Raw genomic sequence first — 20,678 nt, 5'->3', positions numbered from 1 at the left:
CCCGATCCCCGCCGGTTCCGTGCCGCTCCGTGTCGCCCTGTCCCACGGTGTCCGGTTCTCCGGAGCGCCCGCGGGGCCGGGTCGGCACGCACGACGGCGATCCCCCGCTGAGCAGGGCACCGAGCGCCGCCCGGGCCCGGAGGGCGCCCGTGCGGTCCGCTCCGTCGCGGGCGTCCGATCCGCCCGGATCCGCGGGCCCACGCGCGGGGGCCGGGACCGCGCACGGACCGGCAGGACGGTGGCGCAGCGTGATCATCCGGGTCGCTCGCGCACCCGTCGCTCTCCGCAACCAGGACGCCCACCCGGACCGGACCCACGCTTGCGCGCGCGGCCCCGGGGCGCGACGGTCGGCCGGTGAGCGCCCCGTCGACCGACCCCCCGGACACCCGGGACCGCGGGGGCTCGCGGCTGGTGCGCCGGCTGCTCGTGCTGGAGATCGTCACCGTCGTGCTGACCGCCGTGATCGCGGGCGGGGTGAGCGCCTGGAGCACCCGGCAGACGATCGAGCGCGACGCCGCGGACAAGGTCCTCGCGGTGTCCGTGGCGCTCGCGGCGTCGCCGGGGCTGGCCGACGCCGTGGCCGCCCGGGACGTGCCGCGCATCCAGGCCGCCGCGGAGGCGACGCGCGCCGGCACCGGCGTCTCGTTCGTCACCGTCATGGACCCGGCCGGCACCCGCCTGAGCCACCCCGAGCCGGCGCGGATCGGCGAGACCTACCAGGGCACGTTCCTGCCCGCCGCCGGCGGCGCGACGCTCGTGGAGACGTTCCCCGGCACCCTCGGGCTCTCGGTACGGGCGATCGTGCCGGTGCTCGGGGCGGACGGCACCGTCGTGGGGATGGTCGCGGCCGGTCAGCTGCGTGTGCAGGTGGCCGACCGGATCGCCCGGGAGCTCGCGGTGCTCGCGCTGGCGGCCGCGGTCGCGATCGCCCTGGGGGTGGGGCTCGCCTGGCTCGCGGCGCGCCGGGTCAAGCGCGACACCCTGGGCCTCGAGCCGCACGAGATCACCGCCCTGCACCGCCACCACGAGGCCGTGATGGCCGCGATGCGCGAGGGCCTGCTGGTGCTCGACGCGGAATCCGGGCGGGTGGTGGTGCTCAACGCCGAGGCCGCCCGGCTCCTGGGCCTGCCCGCCACGCTCGCGCCCTCGCGCGCGGCCGGGCCGACGCTCGACGAGCTCGGCGTCGACCCCGCCCTGCGCGAGCGGCTCGCCGACCGCTCCCCCGTCACCGACGAGACGATGCTCGTGGGCGAGCGGCTCCTGCTGGTCAACCGGGCGGAGGTGGCCGGGCCGGCGCCGGACCTGGTCGTCACCCTGCGGGACCGCACCGAGCTGGAGGCGATGACGCGCGAGCTCGACGACGCCCGCTCGGTCACCCGCGCGCTGCGCTTCGCCGCCCACGAGCACGCGAACCACCTGCAGGCGGTGTCGACGCTCATCGAGCTCGGCGCCCAGGACGACGCCCGCGACCTGGCCCAGCGCTGGACCCGCGACCTCCTCGATGCCGGGGACGGGACCGGTCACGGCGCGGGCGACGGGGACCTGCGGGACCGTCTCGCGGACCCCGCGCTCGCCGCGCTCGTGCTGGACAAGGCCACCGACGCCCGCGACCGGGGGCTCGCGCTGCGCATCGGGGAGGGCACCGCGCTCGACCCTGCCGACACCGGGGACGAGCAGGCCTCGACCGACCGCGTCACCGTCGTCGGCAACCTCCTCGACAACGCCCTGGACGCCGCGCTCGAGAGCGCCCACGACGGACGGGGCGGCGGCGTGGTGGAGCTCGACCTGCACGTCGAGGACGGGGCGGTCGTCGTCCGGGTCGCCGACGACGGGCCGGGCCTCGCCGACGCGGAGGCGGCGTTCACGCCGGGCTGGTCCACCAAGCACGCCGAGGAAGGACGCCGAGACGGACGCGGCCTCGGCCTCGCCCTCGTGCGCCGCGTCGTCGACCGGCGCGGCGGCAGCGTCGAGGTCGGGGCGGGCGAGGACGGCCGCGGCACCGTCTTCACCGTGCGGCTGCCCATCAGCCCTCGGCCGGCTCAGTCCCCGGTCGACTCCCCCGCGGCCAGCCGGTAGCCGACCCCCCGGACCGTGACCACCGCGCCGGGGGCGTCGAGCTTGCCGCGCAGCGCGGCGACGTGGACCTCGAGCGAGTGCAGGCCCTGCTCCCGCCCCGGGTCGTCGGGGGCGAGGCCCCAGACGTCGTCGAGCAGGTCGGCCCGGGAGACGACGGCGCCGTCACGGCGGGCGAGGGCCGCGAGCAGGTCGAACTCCTTGCGCCGCAGGGTCACCTCGCGGCCCGAGACCTCGACGACGCGGCGCGACAGGTCGATGCGCACCGGCCCGGCCTCGATCACCGGGGCGACGACGTGCCCGGCACTGCGGCGCAGTACGGCGTCCATGCGCGCGGTGAGCTCGTCGATGGCGAAGGGCTTGACGACGTAGTCGTCGGCCCCGCTGCGCAGCCCGAGCACCCGCGCCTGCTGGTGGCCGCGGGCGGTCACGGCGATGATCGGCACCGTCGACCGGGCCCGCAGCCGGCGGCACACCTCGACGCCGTCGAGGTCGGGCAGCCCCATGTCCAGCAGCACGAGGTCGGGCGGGTCGGCGGCGGCCCCGGGGCCCGCGACGGCCTCGAGCGCCGCCTTCCCGCTGCCGACGGCGGACACGCGGTATCCCGCGGCGCGCAGCGCGGCCGTGAGGGCGTCGCGGACGGGCGCACTGTCCTCGACCAGCACGACCAGCACGGCCCACCCCGTTCCTCAACTCGTGCGCAACTCCGCGGCGTTCACGTCGCCGACGCCTCACACCCGCCTTAGCCTCACCTGCCAGGTGAGACGCACGCCACCCCAGGGCAGAGGAGACGACGATGTCGACGCAGGCAGCGGACGCGGGGCCCGCGCCGGGCTCCGGAGGGAGCTCCGGAGGCTCCCGACGGCGCGGGGTCTGGACCCAGCTGTGGTTCTGGGTGGTGGTGGGCATCACGGCCGGCGTCGTGGTCGGCCTCGCCGCGCCCGACTTCGCGTCGGACCTGAAGTTCCTGCCCGACATCTTCATCCAGCTGATCAAGATGATCACGGCGCCGGTCATCTTCTGCACCGTGATCGTCGGCATCGCCTCGATCGGCAGCCTCGCCGCCGCGGGCGGGATCGCGGCGCGGGCGCTGGCGTACTTCCTGCTCATGACGCTGCTGGCCCTCGGGCTCGGGCTGATCGTCGTCAACATCGTCGAGCCGGGCGCGGGCTTCCCGCCCATCCCGCCCGACCCCGAGACGCTCGCCGAGGCGCAGGCCGACGTGGCCAGCGGCGGCGACGAGGGCGGCGCGATCGGGTTCATCACCAACACGCTGCTGCCCGACAGCTTCGTCGGTCCGTTCGTCGAGAACGAGATCCTGCGCGTCCTGGTGCTGGCGATCCTCGTGGCCGCGGCGACGTCGATGCTCGCGCCGGCGCTGCGCAAGCGCGTGGTCGGCGGCATCGACCTCTTCGCCAAGGTCATCTTCGGCATGATCCGGCTGATCATGTTCCTCGCGCCCCTCGCGGCGTTCGGCGGGATCGCCTACACCGTCGGCGCGCTCGGCGGCGAGAGCCTCGGCAACCTGGCCGCGCTGATGGTCACCTTCTGGGGCACGTGCGCGCTGTTCGTGGTCGTGATCCTCGGCGGGGTCGCCGCGTACTCCGGGTTCAACATCTTCAAGCTGATCCGGATGATCAAGGACGAGATCCTCATCATCGTCGGCACGTCCTCGTCGGAGACGGTGCTGCCGCGCCTGCTGGCCAAGCTCGAGTCGGCCGGGGCCTCGCGCTCGACGGTGAGCATGGTGCTGCCCACCGGGTACTCGTTCAACCTCGACGGCACGTGCATCTACCTGACGATGGCGGCACTGTTCATCGCCCAGGCCGGCGGGCAGGACCTGCCCTGGGGCGTCCAGATCGGTCTCGTCGCGCTGATGCTGCTGACGTCCAAGGGCGCGGCCGGCGTCTCCGGCGCGGGCCTGGTGACCCTCGCGGCCTCGCTGCAGGCGTTCGGCGGTGACTTCTACACCACCGAGTCGATCGCCATCGGCATCGCGATCATCGCCGGCATCGACCGCATCATGAGCGAGGGTCGCGCGCTGACCAACGTCATCGGCAACACCGTCGCCGTCATGGTCATCTCGGGGTGGAACGGCGACCGCGACGACGAGCGCTTCCAGGCCGCGCTCGACGATCCCGAGCTCGTCCGCGACGCCATCGAGCAGGAGACCCACCGGGGCGACGACGAGGTCGACGAGGACACCGACCGCCCGGCCGACCGCACCCCGGCCGCGGCGGGCGCGAGCGCCTGACGGAAGGGGAGCGAGGGTCACCCCGGCTGCGTGCGACGCAGTCGGGGCGTCCTTCGCTGCGACCCGCCACCGCGGCCCCAAAGACACGAACGCGCCGTTCGCTGCTCCTATCGCAGCGAACGGCGCGTTCGTTCCGTGTCCGGGGGCCGCGCCTCAGTACGTCGGCAGCGTGGTGTCGACCTGCTGGGCCCAGCCGGTGACGCCGCCGCCGACGTGGACGGCGTTGGAGAAGCCGGCCTTGTGCAGCGCCGAGAGGGCCTCGGCGGAGCGGACGCCCGACTTGCAGTACAGGATCGTCTGGCGGTCCTGGGGGATCTCGGCGAACGCCTCGCCCGAGAGGATCTTGTCCTTCGGGATCAGCTTGGCACCGGGGATCTTCACGATCTCCCACTCGTGCGGCTCACGGACGTCGATGAGCTCGAACTTGTCGCCCGCGTCCATCTTCTCCTTGAGCTCGGGCGCGGTGATCGTGTTGCCGACCGCCGCCGTCTGGGCGTCGTCGGAGACGGTGCCGCAGAACGCCTCGTAGTCGATCAGCTCGGTGATCTCCGCGGCGTTCGGGTCGCGACGGATTTTCACCTCGCGGTACTCCATGTCGAGCGCGTCATAGATCTTGAGACGGCCGAGCAGGGTGTCGCCGATGCCGGTGATCAGCTTGATCGCCTCGGTGACCATGATCGAACCGATCGACGCGCACAGCACGCCCAGCACGCCGCCCTCGGCGCACGACGGGACCATGCCCGGCGGCGGGGGCTCGGGGTAGAGGTGCCGGTAGTTCAGGCCCTGGCCGTTCGGGGCGTCCTCCCAGAAGACCGAGACCTGGCCCTCGAAGCGGAAGATCGAGCCCCAGACGTACGGCTTGCCGAGCAGCACCGCCGCGTCGTTGACGAGGTAGCGCGTCGCGAAGTTGTCCGTGCCGTCGAGGATCAGGTCGTAGTCGCGGAAGATGTCCAGCGCGTTCGACGAGTCCAGCGGGACCTCGTGGAGGTTCACCGTGACGAGCGGGTTGATCTCGGCGACCGACTCCTTCGCCGACTGCGCCTTCGGCTTGCCGATGTCGGACTGCCCGTGGATCACCTGGCGCTGCAGGTTGGACTCGTCGACGACGTCGAAGTCGACGACACCGAGGGTGCCCACGCCGGCGGCGGCCAGGTAGAGCAGCGCCGGGCTGCCCAGGCCGCCCGCACCGACGACGAGCACCTTGGCGTTCTTCAGGCGCTTCTGACCCTCGACGCCGACGTCGGGGATGATCAGGTGGCGGCTGTACCGGGCGACCTCGTCCTTGGTCAGCTCCGCGGCCGGCTCCACCAGGGGCGGCAGGGATGCCATGACGGCCCTCAACTCCTGTCGGTTTCGATGCTTAGGTCCTCATCACGCACAACCGTCGCGGCCCCCGGGATTGTTCCTGACCGGTGGTTCAGCCGGCGGGGGCGACGGCGCCCTGCGGGTACGGCCACGCGTTGGGCTGGCACGTCTTCCCGTCGCGCGGGATCTGCGTGCCCTGCGGGTTCTCCTCGGTGAGCTGCGCGAGGTAGTCGTTCGCCGTGCCGAAGCTCTGCTGCATCATCACCGGCGCCAGGGCGCCGTTGACGGGGCAGGGCACGTGCGGGTTGTTGAAGACGTGCCCGACCTCGTGGTTGATCGCGTACTGGCGGTACAGGCCGAGCTGCCCGTCGAACGCGCCGGCGCCGCGCACCCATCGCGCGCCGTTGATGAGCACGCGCCCGATGTCGGACTTCCAGCACGACGCCTCGTACCGGATCGCGTAGCCGCACTGGCCGCGCGCGGTCATCTGCGCCGACAGGCTGACGCGGAAGTCGGGGTCGCCGGTGTCGATGCGCCGTACGGCGATCTGCCCGGAGCCGACCCAGCTCCGCGGGTCGGTGAGCGTGGCGTCGACGGCCGTGGCGAAGGCCTGGTCGCCCTCGGGGAGGACGGCGCCGTTCTCGACCTCGACGGTGTACGTGTAGACGCGCCCCGTGCCGGCCTGGGGCGTGGTGCCCGGGATGACGTGCCACGTGCCGGAGCCCGTCACGGGGAACGCGCCGCCCGCGGGCAGCTCCGCGGTGGGGATGTCGACGTTCTGCCCGGCGCCGGGCGGGGCCTCGCCCACCACCGGTGCGGCCGTCGGCGGCGCGAGCAGCGGCGAGGCCGAGCCGGCGTCGCCGTCGGGGGACACGGCCTCGACGACGGCGAGCACGGTGAGCACCACGAGCGCCGGGACCACCCACGTCCGCCAGGAGCGCAGCACCGAGGTGGCCGGGCCGGACCGGGCGCGTCCACGCGCGGGACCACGTCCGGAGCCCGCACGCTCGCGGACCGCGGTGGCGGCGGGGCGCTCCGCACGGCCTCCGCGCGCGCCGCGACCGTCACCCGGGTACGGGAGGTCGGGCGAGGAGTCGGCGGACGCGTCCTCCCCGCCGGCAGGGCGCCGCGCCGGCCGGGTCACACGGGAACTGTCCCACACGGGGTGTGGCCGGACCGCCCGACGCCCGCGCGGACGAGATCATCATCTGTCTGTGTGCCGGACCGGGTGGCCGCAGGTCCCGCGGCCGGCCACGACCCGTCCGCGGCGCCGTCGACCAGCCCGAGGACGGCCCTCGCGACGATCTCGGGGCGCTCGATCTGGGCGACGTGACCCACACCGGACAGGCGCAGCAGGCGCCCGGCCGGCAGCGCTGCGGCGGTGCGGGCGGCGCGTCCCACGCCGACGAGACGGTCCAGCTCGCCCCACACCACCAGCGTCGGCGCCGTGACCTGCGCGGCGGCGGCCCACAGCGAGCGCGACCGCGGCGCGATCCACGTGCCCACCAGCCCCAGGAACGAGCGGTGCAGCGCCTCGGGCGCCCACGCGAGCTCCGCGCGCTCCTCCGCCTCCGCGGCGGCCATGGCGAAGGCGTGCGGGCCGACCGCGTCCGGGTCGGCGTGGCAGAGCGCCATGGTGTGGGCGAGCCGGTCGCGGGGCGTGCGCGCCGCCTGCTCGGCCCGGGCGCGTCCCCCGAGCAGGGGCAGCAGCGCCAGCGCCGCGCGCCTGCCGCCGAGGCGTGAGGGCAGCGGCCGCAGGTCGGGCATGGCCGGGCTGACGAGGGTCAGCGTGCGCACCAGGTCGGGACGTGCGGCGGCGACGAGCAGGGACACCGCGCCGCCGAGCGAGTTGCCGAGCAGGTGCACGGGCCCGGACCCCTGCCGGTGGAGGTCCTCGAGGTACGCGACGACCGTGTCCGCGTGCGCCGCGGGCCGGTAGTCGCCCGTCGACGGCGGGCGCGTGCGGCCGAACCCGGGCAGGTCGACGGCGTACCCGTGGCAGCGGCCCGCGAGGGCGGCGGCGAGCTCGGTCCAGTTGTTCGCCGAGCCCCCGAGGCCGTGGACGTAGACCGCGGTCCCGCCCGTCCCGGGCCCCGGCGTCTCGCGGACGTGCAGCGTCACCCCGCCGGCCGCGACCTCCCGGCCCGGCCAGTACGGCGTCGGCGCCGCGGGGGTGCCGATCGGGGCGAGCGCGGCGGGGTCGGCGAGGGGGACCGGTCCGGTGGACGGCACGGAGCGGCGGACGATCACGCTCACCATCATGCGGTGTCCCCGCGGCGACGTCACGGTGACGCGCACGTGGACGGCGGACGACCGGCGCCGCTCGCCGGCGGGGTCCTGGTGCGTCGACCGCGTGGCGCAACGCCACACGATCGTCACCCGATGGGTAGGGTCGTGCGTTCGGGGCGGCCGACACACACGAGCCGCCGATGCGGTTCGAGCGGGGGACTGGGATGAACGGGCGCGCGAGCCTTCCGGGGGCGAGTCCCGGCTCCGCCGCGGGCCGTCCGCGCATGACGCGCTCCGCGCGCCGTGCCCAGCTGCTCGACGCCGCGCGGGAGGTGTTCGGCGCCCACGGCTACCACGCCGCGGCGATGGACGAGATCGCCGAGCGCGCCGGGGTCAGCAAGCCGGTGCTCTACCAGCACTTCCCCGGCAAGCTCGACCTCTACCGCGCCCTCGTGCAGGGCGCCGCGGACGACATGGTGCGCACGGTGCGCGCCGCGATCCGCTCGACCACCGACAACAAGGCGCGCGTGCAGGCCACGATCCAGGCCTACTTCGACGTCGTCTCGTCGCGCGACGGCGCGATGCGCCTGGTGTTCGAGACCGACACGCGGGCGACGCCCGAGATCGCCGGGCTCGTGGACCGCGCGACGTCGGACTGCATCGACGCGGTCACCGAGGCCGTCACCAACGACGCGGGCCTCGAGCCCGAGCGCGCCCGCCTGCTCGCCGTCGGGCTGGTGGGCCTGTCCACCACCGCCGCGCGCTACTGGCTCGACGCCGGCCTGCAGCCGCCCCGCGAGGACGCGATCACGCTGATGTCCCAGCTCGCCTGGCGCGGCATCGGCGGCTTCCCCCGCCAAGAGGGATAGCGGTCAGGAGGGGTGATCGTCGGGGCACCGGCGACCCGGCGCCCCGACGACCCCCGGACTAGCTCCCTACACCGAAGCCCACGCGACGGCCCTCCGACGGCGCGATCTCCACGTAGGCGATCCGGGCCGCGGGGATGACGTACCGGCGGCCCTTGTCGTCGGAGAGCACGAGGGTGCCGCCGCTCGAGGCGAGCGCCTCGTCGACGAGCCCCTGCACCTCGTCGGGCGTCTGGTCGCTCGCGACCACCAGCTCGCGCGGGCTCTCCGCCACGCCGATCTTGACCTCCACGCGTTCCTCCACCTCGGACGTCATTGGTGCCCGCGCGAGGCTAGTCCACCGGCGCCCCGGGGGCCGGGTCCTACAGCCCGAGCGCGTGCAGCCGCTTCGAGTGGCGTGTCTTGAGCGCCTTGAACACCACCCGGCGCGACGTCCCGCCGAGCAGCGCCGTCGCCGCCTCCGGGTGCGCGTCGAGCACCTCGGCGGCCGCGGCGAGGGTCTCCCCCAACAGCCGGCGGCCCCACAGGGCCAGGTGGCCGCGGGTCTGCTCGTCGGCGACGAGGTCGACGACGGCGCGCTCCGCGAACGCGTCGAACCCGCTCTCGCCCGCGGCCTCGCGGCCGGCGTCCGGGCCGCGCAGGAGCTCCGCGACGGCCTCGTCGCCCCCCTCCGCGTCGTCGGGGACCGCGCCCGTCGCGGCGACCAGGTCGACGGCCAGCGTGCGGCTCACGTAGGCGCCGACGAGGGCCTCGCCCCAGTTCCGCGGGACGGTCCGGGCCGCGAAGGCGTCGAGGACGGCCGCGAACGGCGCCATGGCCGCGACGAGGTCCACGCCCCGGTCGGTCAGGTGGGCGCGCACGCGCTCGACGTGCGCCATCTCCGCGGCCGCGAGGGCGGCCATCTCGGCGCGCCCGGTGAGGTCGGGGGCGAGCGCGGCGTCGGCCGCGAGGCGGGTGAAGGCGGTCAGCGCGCCGTACGCGACGGCTCCGAGCAGGTCGACGGGTGGGGCGGCGGCGGTGCTCCCGGGAGCACCGCCGGGGGTGCTGTCGGCAGCCCCCGTGGCGGTGGTGGCGGGGCGGCCGCGCTCGGGCTCGGTCACGGCGCTCCACCCTAGGGCCCGGTGCCCGGGACCGGCGGTGGCGCGGGCCTCCCGGGGCGGCGGGTAGCATGGGTGCGTCCCGCGGTGGCACGCACCGTCGCCGACCTCCCGGTCGCCGTCATGTCCCGCGGAACGTACCCGAGCGTGCGGGCGCCTCAGCCGGCTCTCCCGCGTCCGGTGACGTGGGGTCACGCTCCGACGATGGAGCGGGCCCGTGCACCACCCCGTGCACCGTCGCCGCCCCGACGTGGTCGAGCCAGCCGGCCCGCCTCGTGCGCACGAGCCGCGAGGAAGGCAGACCCCTGACCACCGTCACGACCGACACCCGATCCGAGTCCGAAGGCCACGGCGCCGACGAGGAGCCGGCCGTCGAGCCGCTCAAGGCCGACGCCCCCGTCGCCGAGGACTCCCCCACCTTCGCCGAGCTCGGCGTCGACCCCGCGATCGTCGCGGCCCTCGGCCGTGCCGGGATCGTGCGCACGTTCGCCATCCAGGAGCTGACGCTGCCGCTGGCGCTCGCCGGCGACGACCTCATCGGCCAGGCGCGCACCGGCACCGGCAAGACCCTCGGCTTCGGCGTCCCGCTGCTGCAGCGCTTCGGCCGCCCCACCGAGGACGGCACGCCGCGCGTCCTGGTGGTCGTCCCCACCCGTGAGCTGTGCGTGCAGGTCGCCAAGGACATCGAGGCCGCGGGCGCGGACCTCGGCACGCGCGTCCTCTCGATCTACGGCGGGCGCCCCTACGAGAGCCAGATCGCGGCGCTGCAGCGCGGCGTCGACCTGGTGGTGGGCACCCCCGGACGCCTGCTCGACCTCGCCCAGCAGGGACACCTCGTGCTGGCGAAGATCGGCGGCCTGGTCCTCGACGAGGCCGACGAGATGCTCGACCTGGGCTTCCTGCCCGACGTCGAGCGCATCCTCGGCATGCTGCCCGACCAGCGCCAGACGATGCTGTTCTCGGCCACCATGCCGGGGCCGATCATCACGCTGTCGCGCACGTTCCTGACGCAGCCGACGCACATCCGCGCCGAGCAGGTCGACTCGTCGGCCATCGGCGAGAAGACCGCGCAGTTCGTCTACCGCGCCCACGCGCTCGACAAGGTCGAGATGCTGGCCCGCACGCTGCAGGCCACCGACCGCGGTCCGACGATGGTGTTCACGCGCACCAAGCGCACCGCGAGCAAGGTCTCCGAGGAGCTCGCCGAGCGCGGCTTCGCCGTCGGCGCCGTCCACGGCGACCTCGGCCAGGGCGCCCGCGAGCACGCGCTCAAGGCGTTCCGCGACGGCCGGATCAACGTGCTGGTCTGCACCGACGTCGCCGCGCGCGGCATCGACGTCACCGGCGTCACGCACGTCATCAACTACCAGTGCCCGGACGACGCCAAGACCTACATCCACCGGATCGGGCGCACCGGCCGCGCGGGCCTCACGGGCATCGCCGTGACGCTCGTCGACTGGGACGACCTCCCCAAGTGGAAGCTCATCTCGGACGACCTGGCGCTCGGCGCGCCCGAGCCGCCGGAGACGTACTCGAACTCGCCGCACCTCTACGCCGACATGGGCATCCCCGAGGGGGCGACCGGGCGCGTCGCCCGTCGTCGCCGCCCCGCCGAGGAGGAGGCCGAGGACGGCCCGAAGCGTGAGACACGCGAGAGCGCCGGCGGGCGCGAGCGTTCCGCAGGCCGGTCGCGCGGGCGTCCCCGCGGCGGTGAGGGCGGCGACGCCAGCCGCGGCACCGGCGAGGACGCCGAGGGCAGCGAGGAGCAGGGACCCGGGCGGGGCGGGCGCCGCTCGCGGTCGCGCACCCGCCGCCGTGCCGGCGAGGTCGTCGCGGGGTCCGAGGGCGAGACCCCGGCCGAGGACGCCTCCGACACCGGCACCGACGGCGGCGCCGCCGGCGACGCCGTCTCCGAGCGCACCGAGGAGGCGTCGGACGGGGACCGTCCGCGCCGCCGGCGCCGTCGCGGCGGCCGGGGCTCCGGCTCCCGCTCCGGTGGCGGCCCGGGCGCCGAGGAGACCGCGAACGAGTCGGCGTCCGCCGCCGCCACCAGCGAGTAGGCCCGGCGCGCGGTGAGCTCGCCGACGTCGTCGCGGACGTCAGGGCCGGCATCCGGCCCCACGGCCGACCGGGCGGATCCACAGGACCCGCCCGGTCGACGCCGGCTGCCCCCGCCCGAGCGGCGGCGTCGCGGCGACCTGGTGGCCGTCGCGTTCCTGGCGGTCGCGGCCGTCGTCGGCACGCTGCTCGTCCTGGCCTCCGGCGACGCCGGGGACACCGACGCCCGGGTGGCCCCGGTGCCGCTCGCGCCGTCGCCCGACGGGCCGGTGCCGACCACGCTCACCGAGGCGTGGCGTGCCGAGAGCCCGGCGACCCCGGCACCGCTGGCCATCGGTCCGGCCGTCGTCACCGCGGGCCCGGACGGCGTCGCAGGCCTCGACCCGGCCACGGGCCGCGAGGCCTGGCGCTACTCCCGCCCCGAGGCGCCCTGCACCGTGGGGTCGGGCTTCGGCGACGTGCTCGCGGTCTTCCGTACCGACGGCGCGCTGGGCACCTGGTGCTCCGACGTCGCCGCCCTCGATCCGGCGAACGGGTCGCGTGGGCCGTCCCGCAACGCCGACCTGCGCGAGGGCACCCGCCTGCTCGCCGACCGCGACCACGTCACCGGCACGGGCGCCGACCACGTCGAGACCTGGCGCTCGGATCTGGTGCTGACCACCGAGGTCGGCCGCGTCGCGACGCCGGTGCAGCCCCCCGACGCCCAGCCGCGGGCCGGGTGCACCAACGGCTCGATCGCCGTCGGCGGCGGCACCGTCGGCATGATCCAGCGCTGTCCCGGCGACGACTCCGACCGCCTGACCGTGGTCGACGCCGACCCCTCCAGCTCCGAGAAGCCCGAGGAGCGCTCCAGCACGCTGCTCGGCGTGCGCGGCGCCCGGCTCGTCGCGCTCACCGACCAGCGCGCCGCCTGGGCCGCCCCGGGCGGCACCCTGCACGTCGTCGGCACCTCGCCCGACACCGCCGACCTCGCCGGCACGGTCGACGTACTGGGCCCTGCCGCGGGGCCGACCACCGACCCGCCGGACCTGGCCGCGACCGTCCGTCCCGTCGGGCCGGTGCTGCTCTGGTGGACCGGCACCGCCACGGTCGCGCTCGACGCCGGGGACCTGCGTCCGCGGTGGACCGTGCCCGGGGCGCTCGGTGCGGGCGCGGCCTGGCCGGGCAGCGCCCCGGGCGCCGTCGCCCTCGTGCCCGTCCCCGACGGTCTGGCCGTGCTGGACGCGGCCACCGGCGCGCCGCGCGGCCCGACGATCCCCGTCGCGCGCCGCCTGCCGGCCGGCAGCCCGGTCGCGGTGGCAGCCACGGGCACCACGCTGGTCGAGCTGCGCGGCTCCACGGTCGTCGCGCTGCGCCCGCCGGGCTGAGGGGCCGGACGGGCGGGCCCGATGGGGTCGCCGACACGCCCCGGACCGGCGCCGGATGCGGCAGAGTGACGTGGGTGGGCCGCCCCGAGACCCCTGACACCGCCCGGCCGGTCGGCGCCGCGGCGGACCGGGTCGCGCCGGGCCGCCCGCCCGATGCCTCCCCGGCCCTGCCCCCCGTCCGCGGGAGGGCCCAGCGCCACCCGCACGGGGCCCGCACGATCACCGTCGACTCCGCCCTCGGCCCCCTGACGGCCTGGCGCGCCGACGCCGACGAGGCCGCCGCGGTCGAGGGCCCGCCCGCGACGGCCGTGCTGCTGCCCGGGTACTCGGGCTCGAAGGAGGACTTCGCGCCCCTGGTCGACGCGATCGCCGCGGCCGGGATCGGGGTGCTGGCCCTCGACCTGCCGGGCCAGTACGAGTCGCCCGGCCCCGAGACCGAGGCCGACTACCGCCCGGGAGCGCTCGGCCCGGTGGTGGCCGGGGTCGTCGCCGACGAGGCCGCGGCCGGGCGACGGGTGCTGCTGCTCGGGCACTCCTTCGGCGGGCTCGTCGCGCGGGCGTCCGTGCTGGCCGGGGCGCCCGTGCACGGCCTGACCCTCATGGACTCCGGGCCCGGCGAGCTGCCGATGGGCGGGCGGCGCACCCAGCTCGACGTCCTCGAGCCCGTCCTGCGCCGCCGCGGCATCGACGCGGTCGTGGCGCTGCGCGACGCGTCGGGTGAATGGTCGTCGACCGACCCCGAGGTCGTGGCCCTGCTGCGCGAGCGCCTGCGCCGCTCGGCGGTCGCCGGGCTGCTCGGCATGGGCGACGCGCTGCGCTCCGAGCCCGACCGCACCGCCGAGCTCGTCGCCGCCGTCCGCGCCCGGCGGGTGCCGTGCCTGATCGTCTGCGGGGTCGACGACGACGCCTGGCCGGTGAGCATGCAGCGCACGATGGCCGACCGCCTCGAGGCCGAGTTCGCGAGCATCCCCCACGCGGCGCACGCCCCGAACGTCGAGAACCCGACCGCCCTGCTCGACGTCCTCGTCCCCACATGGCGCACCTGGCTGCGGGACGACATGCTCGGGTAGTGCGCTCCGACGACGGCTACTTCGGTCCCGGCAGCGTCACCTGGCGCGTGCTCGCCGACCCCGCCGCGGGCCCCGGCGGCATCTCGTCGCTGTTCATGCAGGCCCTGCACCCGCTCGCGATGGCAGGGGTCGAGCAGCACTCCGACTTCCACGACGCCTTCTGGCCGCGGCTGCAGCGCACCGCGGAGTACGTCATGACGGTGACGTTCGCCGACCGCGCGAAGGTGGACGGCGCCGCCGCCCGCGTGCGCGCCGCGCACGAGTGGGTCCGGGGCACCGACCCGGTCACCGGCCGCCCCTACGCCGCGGGCGATCCCGACCTGCTGCGCTGGGTGCACGTCACCGAGGTCAGCTCGTTCCTCGAGGCGGTGCGCCGCGCCGGCGCCCCGATCAGCGACGCCGAGGCCGACGAGTACTACCGCGAGCAGGTCGTCGCGGCGCAGCTGCTCGGAGCCGTCGACGTCCCCGCGAGCTGCGCGGACGTGGCCGACTACGTCGCCGACGTCCGCCGCACCGACCTGGTCGCGTCGTCCACCAGCCGCGCGGCCGCGCTGCGCCTGCTGGTGCCGCCGATGTCGCTGCGCACGACGCTGACCACCCCGGCCCGCCCGGCCTGGACCGCGCTCGCGGCCCTCGGCTTCGCCCTCCAGCCGCGCTGGGCGCGCAGCCTGCACGGCGTCCCCACCCTGCCGACCACCGACCTCGCGGCGACGCTGACGCTGCGCGCCCTGCGCACCGCCGTCCTCGCCCTGCCCGAGGACTGGCGCCGCGGGCCGGTCGCGCGCGAGGCGCTGGCCCGCGAGCGCGAGGCACTCTCCGAGGCGTCCTGAGTCAGGCCCACCAGGAGGTGGACAGCACCACCAGGAGGATCACCGGGACCGCCGCCGCGGCGGCGAGGGCGGGCCCGGACGGCGTGCGCCGGTGGGCGGCGACGGCCGTGGCGCCGATCGCGAGCACGGCGGCGACGACGTGCCCGGCGACGGTGTCGGTGCCCGCTCCCGGGCCGCCGAGAAGGTACGGCGCGGCGATGACCGCGATCGCGAGCACCACGAGACCGCCCGCGAGGACCCGGGCGACGGCCACGAGGCGACGGCGGGGCCGGGCGAGCCGGTCGCGGCGGTAGGCGCGGGGCATGCCACTGGTGGGGAAGCCCCCGGTGCCGGGGAACCCCGACGGCGGGGTGGGGCGCCCGGTCGGGCGGGGTCGGGGCGCGCCGCGACCCGGCGTCCGCCCGGCCGGGGTGCCCCCGTGCGGCGGGGTGGAGTCGTCCTGCGGGGCCCATCCCTGAGGCGGCGTGGGGCGCCAGGGGCCCCAGGCGTCGTCGGGGTCCGGCTCGGGCGCGGCGGCGCGGCTCACGGCGCGAGCCCCGCCCACGCCGGCTCGGCCGGGGCGGCGGCGCGGCCCTCGGGGCAGTGGCGGCGCACGTCGCAGGAGCTGCAGCGGGGACCCGGTGCGGGCGGGAAGAGGCTCTCGGCGAGACGCGGGTCCTCGTCGAGGGCGTCGGCGGCGGCGCCGAGCGCGACGGCCCCGGCCTCGGCGCGGGCGCGGTGCGCGGCCAGGGACTCCTCGTCGTGGTCGACGCCCGCGACGGTCTTGCTGGGCAGGTGGTGCAGCTCGACGCGGTGGCACGGGCGCCGCAGGGCCCGGCGGGCGGCGAGCGCGTAGAGGGCCAGCGCCGGCGACCGGCGGGCGTCATCGGCGTCGGGGATCCGACGTCCCGTCTTGTAGTCGACGACGACGACGTCGCCCTCGCGCTCGTCCAGGCGGTCCGCCCGGCCCTCGGCCACCATCGCCCCGACCGGCGCGCTGAGCCAGCGCTCGAGGCCGACGGTCTCCCCCATCGGCTCCGGGGCGCCGGTGACGGCGTGGCGCTCGACGTAGTCGGCGACCCACGTGCGGGCGCGCTCGCGGTGGGTGGCGGCCTGGGCGTCGTCGCGGAACCCCTCGGACGACCACTGCCGATCGACCTCGGCCGCCGCCCGGGCGGGGCTGCGCCGGGCGGGCGTCGTGCCGTACACCGCCTGCAGGGCGTTGTGCACGACGGCGCCGAGCGTGCTCGCCGCCCGGGGACCCCCGCGCGGGAGCGGGGGACGGTCCAGGTAGGTCAGGCGGTACCGCCGCCGGCAGTCCTCCCAGGTGGCGAGGCGCGACGGGGTCACGCGCACCAGGCGGGCGGGCATGCCCTCCAGACCCAGCTGCATGCTCATCACCGTCCACCCTAGGTGGCGGCGACTCCTCCGTCCGCGAGGACCTCGACGCCCGTCGCGCGGGCCGACGCCCGTACCACGAGGGCCTCGAACACGGCCGGCGCGGTCGTCTCCACCGCGATCGGCGTCGTCTTGTTCGTCCCGTGGTAGTCGCTCGAGCCGGTGACCAGCAGGCCCGTCTCCGCGGCCACCTCGCGCAGGGTCGCGCGGTCGTCGTCGGCGTGGTCGGGGTGGTCGACCTCGACGCCGTCGAGCCCCTCGCGGGCCAGGTCGCGGAGCACGGAGGCCTCCACGACGTCCCCGCGCCTGCGCGCGAACGGGTGCGCGAACACCGCCACGCCCCCCGCGGCGCGGATCATCGCGACGGCCTCGGCGATCGGGGTGTTGTACTTCTCGACGTAGTACGGGCCGCCCTTGCGCAGGAGTTCCCGGAACGCCTCGGAGACCGAGCCCACGACCCCGGCCTCGACCAGCGCCTGCCCGATGTGCGGCCGGCCGGCGGGCGAGTCGGCGGGCAGGCGCGCGAGCAGCGCCTCGCCGTCGATCGGCAGCCCGCCCGCGGCCATCCGCTCCCCCATCGCCCGGAGGCGGTCGCGTCGCGAGTTCCGCACCCGCTCCTGCTCCGCGACGACCGTGGCGTCCTCGGGGTCGAACAGGTAGCCCAGCAGGTGGGCGGTGACCTCCCCGCCCCGCCCGTCCGGGCTCACGGTGGAGAACTCCGCGCCGCGCACCAGCGTCATGCCCGACGGCCTCGCGGTGGCGGCCTCGGCCCAGCCGGCGGTGGTGTCGTGGTCGGTCAGCGCCAGCACCGTGACGCCCGCGGCGGCGGCCGTCGCCACCAGCTCGGTGGGGGTCTCGGTGCCGTCGGAGACCGTGGAGTGGGTGTGGAGGTCAATCAAAGCAGCACGCCGATAGGGATCACGACGCCAGTATCAGCGCCGGCGGCCCCGCGCCCCACCGAACCCCGACCCCGGGAGGGTGTACGAGCGGGTCTGGCGCTTGTCGCCGAACACCAGCTCGGAGATGGCCTCGTAGACCTCTTCGGGGTCGGGCAGGTAGTGGATCTGGTTGAGCGCCTGGATCTGGCCTGCCGACTCGATGACCATCGTCCCGTAGCCGAGCAGGCGCCCGTTGAACGTGCGGATGAAGCTGAGGTCGGTGACCTTCGTCAGCGGCATCATGCCGACGTTGTGGGTGAAGATCCCCTTGGTGAGCATCACCCGCTTGTCGGTGACGACGACCTTCTCCACCCACCACTCGCTGACCTTGTAGCTCGACTTCAGCAGCACGAGCAGCGCGCCGTACCAGAACAGGTTGTCCAGCACGACGTTCTGCGGGAGGAACGCGGCGCCGAGCGCGAGCAGGACGAACAGGACGACGGCCTGCAGCACCTCGCCGACGATGACCGCCCAGTGGCGCCGGAAGCGGATCACCCGCCGTTCGGTCGGCAGGACGTACTCGTCGACCTCGCGGGGTGCCAGCACGACGGCCTCCGGACCTAGAACAACGCTTGGATGAACGCGACCACGGAGGCGGCCGCGTCACCCAGGATAGTGAGGATGTTCAGCACGAGGTCGGCGGAATTCTGCGGCTGCGAGATGACGAAGAAGAGGGCGAACGCGACACCCACGATAATGCCGATCTTCTTCGCGTTCACCAGGTTCCCTCGCGGTGCTCGGTCGACGGTCGTGCGTCGGCAGTATGGGCCGGTCCGGGCGCGGACGGCCATCGGGTCACGGGTGATACTAGGGTGAACTCCTGTGACGATGCGTGACCCGGGGTCGGTGCCCGGCGCGTCGTCCCCGGACGAGGTCCTCTGCGTCGGCGGCATCGTCACCGACGCCGCCGGACGGCTCCTCCTGATCCGCCGTGGCCACCCGCCCGAGGCCGGCCGGTGGTCGCTGCCGGGCGGCAGGGTCGAGCCCGGCGAGACGGTGTCCGAGGCCACCCGCCGCGAGGTCGCCGAGGAGACGGGGCTCGACGTCGAGGTGGGCGAGGAGGTCGGCCGTGTGCGCCGGCCCGCGCCCGACGGCCGGGTCTTCGCGATCCACGACCTGCGCTGCCGCCCGCGCGACCCGGCCGCGACCCCGCGCGCCGGCGACGACGCCGCCGACGCGCGCTGGGTCGACGGCGCCGCCTACGACGCGCTCGACGCGGCCGGGGAGCTCGTCACCGGGCTCACGGCCGCGCTGCGCGGGTGGGACTGCCTGCCGCCCCAGGCCAGCTAGTCGCGCTGCGGGACCGGGCGGCGGGGCTGCTCCGCTTCGAAGGCGTCGTCCGTGCCCTCGGCGGCCGGGCGCTTGGGCACCATGACCTTGCGGCGGTAGATGCAGACCACCACGCCGTCCTGGTTGTAGCCGATCGTCTCGACCTGGACGATGCCGCGGTCGTTCTTCGACGACGACTCCTTCTTGTCCAGCACCGTCGACTCGCCGTAGATCGTGTCGCCGTGGAAGACCGGCTTGACGTGGCGCAGCGACTCGACCTCGAGGTTGGCGATCGCCTTGCCCGACACGTCGGGCACCGACATCCCCAGCAGCAACGAGTAGACGTAGTTGCCGACGACGACGTTGCGGCCCTGCTGGGTCCCGGACGCGTAGTGGTTGTCCAGGTGCAGCGGGTGGTGGTTCATCGTGATCAGGCAGAACAGGTGGTCGTCGTACTCGGTGACCGTCTTGCCGGGCCAGTGCTTGTAGGTCGCACCGACCTCGAACTCCTCGAAGTACCGACCGAACTGCACGAATCCGCCTCCTGAACGTCTGTGGTCATGGCGGTGTCGGACGGGCGACGGGAGAGTCCGCCGTCCGACGCCGCATGTGGCGGCCGTTAGGATGACGGATCGACCGACATGGTGTCGTGCGAGGCGAGGGAGGTGAGACGTGGACGACTCGAGGTCGGACCTTCCGCCCAGTACGGGCCGCGTCTCCTCCCGGACGCCCGCCGCGCGCTGACCGGCGCGGCTCGGCCGGGGAGGGACGCGGTGGCTCATCCGCCCGTAGCCCCCGTCTCCACACCGTCCGGTCCCCGGAGGTCCCCATGCCCAGCCTGCCCACGCTGCGCAACGCCGGTTCCCGCGTGATCCGCCCCGGCCGTCCCCGCACCCAGGACCCGCGGGTGCCGCACGTGCCCCTGTCCGCCTTCGTCGTCGACTGCGCGGTGTACGTCGACGGCAAGCGGCTCGCCGGCCGGTGGACCCACCGCGAGGCGATCGCGGAGGTCCGCCGCCGCGAGGAGGGCTTCGTCTGGATCGGCCTGCACGAGCCCGACGCCGAGCAGATCACCGACATCGCCGAGGTCTTCGGGCTGCACCCGCTCGCCGTCGAGGACGCGGTGCACGCGCACCAGCGCCCGAAGATCGAGCGCTTCAGCGGGACGCCGGGCGGCGGGGACGACATGTTGTTCTCGGTGTTCAAGACCATGCGCTACGTCGCGCACGCGTCGCCGACGACGGCCAACGAGATCGTCGAGTCGGGCGAGCTGATGGTCTTCCTGGGCCGCGACTTCGTGGTCACCGTCCGCCACGGCCAGCACTCCGGTCTGCGCCGCGTCCGGCACCAGCTCGAGTCCGACCCCGAGCACCTCGCCCAGGGCCCGGCGGTCGTGCTGCACGCGATCGCGGACCACATCGTCGACGCCTACCTCGACGTCTCCCAGAGCGTCGAGGGCGACATCGACACGATGGAGGCCGAGGTCTTCGCGCCGTACAGCGATGTCGGCGCGGAGCAGATCTACCTGATGAAGCGCGAGGTCCTCGAGCTGCGCCGCGCCGTCGGCCCGCTCGTGACGCCCGTGCGCCGGCTCACCGAGGGCTACTCGCCCCTCGTGCCGTCGGAGGTCCGCAGCTACTTCCGCGACGTCGACGACCACCTCGCGACGGTGGCCGAGCGCGTGGCGTCGTTCGACGAGCTGCTCACGACCCTCGTCGACGCGGTGCTCGCGAAGATCACGCTGCGTCAGAACAACGACATGCGCAAGATCACCGCCTACGCCGCCCTGCTCGCGGTCCCGACGATGCTCGCCGGCATCTACGGCATGAACTTCGACTACATGCCCGAGCTGCACTGGGAGTTCGGCTACCCGGCGGTGATCCTCGTGATCCTGACCATCTGCGCGGTGCTCTGGCGGACGTTCCGCCGCAACCGCTGGCTGTGA

The 20,678-nt window shown here is 75.3% G+C and carries 21 protein-coding genes; 9 read left to right on the top strand and 12 right to left on the bottom strand.

What is annotated here, in order from left to right; genetic code table 11:
• Positions 1–354 precede the first annotated feature (354 nt).
• Positions 355–2,076 (top strand): sensor histidine kinase, encoded by a 1,722-nt coding sequence (locus tag OG774_RS27290; RefSeq protein WP_328305465.1) that lies wholly within the window; start codon positions 355–357, stop codon positions 2,074–2,076.
• Here the strand turns inward: OG774_RS27290 and OG774_RS27285 are convergent.
• Positions 2,040–2,747 carry a response regulator transcription factor gene (locus tag OG774_RS27285; protein WP_328305464.1) on the bottom strand — a complete coding sequence of 236 codons (708 nt, stop codon included), beginning with the start codon at positions 2,745–2,747 and terminating at the stop codon, positions 2,040–2,042. The two genes, OG774_RS27290 and OG774_RS27285, sit on opposite strands and share 37 nt — an antisense overlap.
• A gap of 122 nt (positions 2,748–2,869) precedes the next feature.
• On the opposite strand from OG774_RS27285, the gene OG774_RS27280 reads away from it, so the two are divergent.
• Positions 2,870–4,327, top strand: a complete 1,458-nt coding sequence (locus OG774_RS27280) for a cation:dicarboxylate symporter family transporter (RefSeq protein WP_328305463.1) — start codon at positions 2,870–2,872, stop codon at positions 4,325–4,327.
• A gap of 153 nt (positions 4,328–4,480) precedes the next feature.
• Here OG774_RS27280 and moeZ read toward each other — a convergent pair whose 3' ends face one another.
• From moeZ to OG774_RS27265, 3 genes are all read right to left on the bottom strand, one after another.
• Positions 4,481–5,656, bottom strand: coding sequence for an adenylyltransferase/sulfurtransferase MoeZ (gene moeZ, locus OG774_RS27275; protein WP_328305462.1), 1,176 nt, complete (start codon positions 5,654–5,656; stop codon positions 4,481–4,483).
• 88 nt (positions 5,657–5,744) lie between these two features.
• Positions 5,745–6,776, bottom strand: coding sequence for a DUF3152 domain-containing protein (locus OG774_RS27270; protein WP_328305461.1), 1,032 nt, complete (start codon positions 6,774–6,776; stop codon positions 5,745–5,747).
• A complete protein-coding gene (locus tag OG774_RS27265; RefSeq protein ID WP_328305460.1) occupies positions 6,773–8,011 on the bottom strand; it encodes an alpha/beta fold hydrolase in 1,239 nt (412 codons plus the stop codon). Before OG774_RS27265 ends, OG774_RS27270 begins: the two co-directional genes overlap by 4 nt.
• 134 nt (positions 8,012–8,145) lie before the next feature.
• Between OG774_RS27265 and OG774_RS27260 the strand changes: the two genes are divergently transcribed.
• Positions 8,146–8,730 carry a TetR/AcrR family transcriptional regulator gene (locus OG774_RS27260; RefSeq protein ID WP_274193861.1) on the top strand — a complete coding sequence of 195 codons (585 nt, stop codon included), beginning with the start codon at positions 8,146–8,148 and terminating at the stop codon, positions 8,728–8,730.
• A 58-nt stretch (positions 8,731–8,788) separates the two neighbouring features.
• Here OG774_RS27260 and OG774_RS27255 read toward each other — a convergent pair whose 3' ends face one another.
• Positions 8,789–9,019 (bottom strand): DUF3107 domain-containing protein, encoded by a 231-nt coding sequence (locus OG774_RS27255; RefSeq protein WP_328311179.1) that lies wholly within the window; start codon positions 9,017–9,019, stop codon positions 8,789–8,791.
• Between the two features lie 70 nt (positions 9,020–9,089).
• Positions 9,090–9,827 (bottom strand): ferritin-like fold-containing protein, encoded by a 738-nt coding sequence (locus OG774_RS27250; protein ID WP_328305459.1) that lies wholly within the window; start codon positions 9,825–9,827, stop codon positions 9,090–9,092.
• Between the two features lie 302 nt (positions 9,828–10,129).
• Here OG774_RS27250 and OG774_RS27245 point away from each other — a divergent pair, with 302 nt between their 5' ends.
• The 4 genes from OG774_RS27245 to OG774_RS27230 all read left to right on the top strand — a co-directional run bounded on the left by OG774_RS27245 (position 10,130) and on the right by OG774_RS27230 (position 15,149).
• On the top strand, positions 10,130–11,884 hold the full coding sequence (locus OG774_RS27245) for a DEAD/DEAH box helicase (protein WP_442874015.1): 1,755 nt from the start codon (positions 10,130–10,132) through the stop codon (positions 11,882–11,884).
• A 12-nt stretch (positions 11,885–11,896) separates the two neighbouring features.
• A complete protein-coding gene (locus tag OG774_RS27240) occupies positions 11,897–13,249 on the top strand; it encodes an Rv3212 family protein (protein ID WP_442873917.1) in 1,353 nt (450 codons plus the stop codon).
• A 74-nt stretch (positions 13,250–13,323) separates the two neighbouring features.
• Positions 13,324–14,319 (top strand): alpha/beta fold hydrolase, encoded by a 996-nt coding sequence (locus OG774_RS27235; RefSeq protein ID WP_328305456.1) that lies wholly within the window; start codon positions 13,324–13,326, stop codon positions 14,317–14,319.
• Positions 14,319–15,149, top strand: a complete 831-nt coding sequence (locus tag OG774_RS27230; protein WP_328305454.1) for an oxygenase MpaB family protein — start codon at positions 14,319–14,321, stop codon at positions 15,147–15,149. Before OG774_RS27235 ends, OG774_RS27230 begins: the two co-directional genes overlap by 1 nt.
• Position 15,150: 1 nt before the next feature.
• Here the strand turns inward: OG774_RS27230 and OG774_RS27225 are convergent, their stop codons facing one another.
• The 5 genes from OG774_RS27225 to OG774_RS27205 are packed head-to-tail and all read right to left on the bottom strand — an operon-like array spanning position 15,151 to position 18,183.
• On the bottom strand, positions 15,151–15,675 hold the full coding sequence (locus OG774_RS27225) for a hypothetical protein (RefSeq protein ID WP_328305453.1): 525 nt from the start codon (positions 15,673–15,675) through the stop codon (positions 15,151–15,153).
• Positions 15,672–16,526, bottom strand: a complete 855-nt coding sequence (locus OG774_RS27220; RefSeq protein ID WP_328305452.1) for a RecB family exonuclease — start codon at positions 16,524–16,526, stop codon at positions 15,672–15,674. The genes OG774_RS27225 and OG774_RS27220 overlap by 4 nt, the downstream gene beginning before the upstream one ends.
• Positions 16,527–16,537: 11 nt before the next feature.
• Positions 16,538–17,425 carry a PHP domain-containing protein gene (locus OG774_RS27215; protein WP_328305451.1) on the bottom strand — a complete coding sequence of 296 codons (888 nt, stop codon included), beginning with the start codon at positions 17,423–17,425 and terminating at the stop codon, positions 16,538–16,540.
• 33 nt (positions 17,426–17,458) lie between these two features.
• Complete coding sequence (locus OG774_RS27210; protein ID WP_328305450.1) at positions 17,459–18,010, bottom strand: PH domain-containing protein; 552 nt, start codon at positions 18,008–18,010, stop codon at positions 17,459–17,461.
• A gap of 14 nt (positions 18,011–18,024) precedes the next feature.
• A complete protein-coding gene (locus tag OG774_RS27205; protein ID WP_274188210.1) occupies positions 18,025–18,183 on the bottom strand; it encodes a hypothetical protein in 159 nt (52 codons plus the stop codon).
• A gap of 109 nt (positions 18,184–18,292) precedes the next feature.
• Between OG774_RS27205 and OG774_RS27200 the strand changes: the two genes are divergently transcribed.
• Entirely contained in the window at positions 18,293–18,754 is a 462-nt protein-coding gene (locus tag OG774_RS27200; protein ID WP_328311176.1) for an NUDIX hydrolase, read from the top strand.
• Here the strand turns inward: OG774_RS27200 and OG774_RS27195 are convergent.
• Positions 18,751–19,266 carry a MaoC family dehydratase gene (locus OG774_RS27195; protein ID WP_328305449.1) on the bottom strand — a complete coding sequence of 172 codons (516 nt, stop codon included), beginning with the start codon at positions 19,264–19,266 and terminating at the stop codon, positions 18,751–18,753. The two genes, OG774_RS27200 and OG774_RS27195, sit on opposite strands and share 4 nt — an antisense overlap.
• Positions 19,267–19,562: 296 nt before the next feature.
• On the opposite strand from OG774_RS27195, the gene OG774_RS27190 reads away from it, so the two are divergent.
• The gene (locus OG774_RS27190; RefSeq protein WP_328305448.1) at positions 19,563–20,678 is read left to right on the top strand and encodes a magnesium and cobalt transport protein CorA; all 1,116 of its coding nucleotides are present in this window, start codon (positions 19,563–19,565) and stop codon (positions 20,676–20,678) included.

Origin of the sequence: Actinomycetospora sp. NBC_00405 (genome assembly GCF_036044095.1) — a bacterium.
Lineage (GTDB): Bacteria > Actinomycetota > Actinomycetes > Mycobacteriales > Pseudonocardiaceae > Actinomycetospora > Actinomycetospora callitridis.
This window is presented reverse-complemented; position numbering and strand designations above follow the sequence as displayed.

What these genes read in the sequence shown, in the direction of transcription:
- OG774_RS27280 (WP_328305463.1), top strand. Translation starts at nt 2,870, where the DNA reads ATGTCGACGCAGGCAGCGGACGCGGGGCCCGCGCCGGGCTCCGGAGGG.
- OG774_RS27220 (WP_328305452.1), bottom strand. Translation starts at nt 16,526, where the DNA reads ATGAGCATGCAGCTGGGTCTGGAGGGCATGCCCGCCCGCCTGGTGCGC.
- OG774_RS27260 (WP_274193861.1), top strand. Translation starts at nt 8,146, where the DNA reads ATGACGCGCTCCGCGCGCCGTGCCCAGCTGCTCGACGCCGCGCGGGAG.
- OG774_RS27200 (WP_328311176.1), top strand. Translation starts at nt 18,293, where the DNA reads ATGCGTGACCCGGGGTCGGTGCCCGGCGCGTCGTCCCCGGACGAGGTC.
- OG774_RS27190 (WP_328305448.1), top strand. Translation starts at nt 19,563, where the DNA reads ATGCCCAGCCTGCCCACGCTGCGCAACGCCGGTTCCCGCGTGATCCGC.
- moeZ (WP_328305462.1), bottom strand. Translation starts at nt 5,656, where the DNA reads ATGGCATCCCTGCCGCCCCTGGTGGAGCCGGCCGCGGAGCTGACCAAG.